Here is a 1375-nt window from a genome sequence, read left to right as displayed (position 1 = left end):
CCTCACGCACAACACCCTCCTTCTTCCTCCGCTCGGCGAGCATATTCGGGTCGGTTCGCCCGACGCGGCCAGTATGCCCCGCTTCCGCCTCCGATTCGCCCCGACGGCACACGTTCGAGTAGTACGTTCGTACTCATGGCGAATTTTCGAGAAGTACGTTCGTACTCATCGCCTTCGACGTGACACGCCGACCAGGGGTTTTTCTCGTCGCCGATTTACCATGCACGACATCCGGCCCCTCACTGTGATCCTCATCACAGTTCCGACTCACCGGGCTCGCGACAGGCACCGACCTCGGCTCCCGAGGGCTCGATCCCCGCCCACTCGGTGACGGGCTCGCGGAACAGCGCGTGCGGGTCGATCCGTTCTCCATACCGGCACGGGTGCAGGCGTGCGCCCCGCAGGACACCCGAGAGCAGGCCGTGCTCGCGCCCCGGCCCACCCCTGAGGAAGGATCACCTCATGACGTCCATCGCCTCCCCCGCCGCCGTTCGGTTCACCGAGCGCATCGACACCGCCCGCCTCGACGCCCTCGCCACCCGGGTGCAGGCCGCGGATCGTTCCTCCACCCAGGAGGTGAGGAACGTGATGACCGGTGACGTCCTGGGCCGGGTGCCGCACTCGACGCCCGCCGACGTCGTCGCCGCCGCCCGCCGCGCCCGGCAGGCGCAGGAGTCCTGGGCCGCGCGGCCCGTGCGCGAGCGCGCCGCCGTGCTGCTGCGCTTCCACGACCTCGTGCTCGACCGGCAGGACGAGGTGCTCGACCTCATCCAACTCGAGAACGGCAAGGCGCGGCGGCACGCGTTCGAGGAGGTCCTCGACACCGCCCTGAACTCCCGGTACTACGGGCACACGGCGGAGCGTCTGCTGCGTCCGCACCGCCGCCAGGGCGCGCAGCCGGTCCTCACGCAGGCGTGGGAGCTGCACCACCCCAAGGGCCTCGTCGGCATCATCGCGCCGTGGAACTACCCCCTCACCCTCGGCATCGGTGACGCCCTGCCCGCGCTCGTCGCCGGGAACGCCGTGCTCGTCAAGCCCGACGTGCAGACGCCGTACTCGACCCTGTGGGCCGTGGACCTTCTCGAGGAGGCGGGGCTGCCCCGCGAGCTCGTGCAGGTCGTCACCGGGCCCGGCTCGGAGCTCGGCACGCCGATCATCGAGAACTCCGACTTCCTCATGTTCACCGGGTCCACCGCCACCGGGCGCATCGTCGCCGCGCAGGCCGGGGAGCGCCTCATCGACTGCTCGATGGAACTCGGCGGCAAGAACGCCCTCCTCGTCCTCGACGACGCCGACCTCGACAAGGCCGTCTCCGGCGCGGTGCGGGCGTGCTTCTCCAACACCGGCCAGCTGTGCATCTCGATCGAGCGGATCT

Annotated in this window: 1 protein-coding gene; it reads left to right on the top strand. The window is 70.0% G+C overall.

The window, feature by feature from the left end; all coding sequences use genetic code 11:
• Positions 1 to 462: 462 nt before the first annotated feature.
• On the top strand, positions 463 to 1375 hold a 913-nt coding region (locus MOPEL_RS03160; protein ID WP_009481412.1), incomplete at its 3' end, for an aldehyde dehydrogenase family protein.

Source organism: Mobilicoccus pelagius NBRC 104925 (genome assembly GCF_000247995.1).
GTDB lineage: Bacteria > Actinomycetota > Actinomycetes > Actinomycetales > Dermatophilaceae > Mobilicoccus > Mobilicoccus pelagius.
Note: the sequence above shows the minus strand (reverse complement) of the source record. Positions and strands in the feature narration are given on the sequence as shown.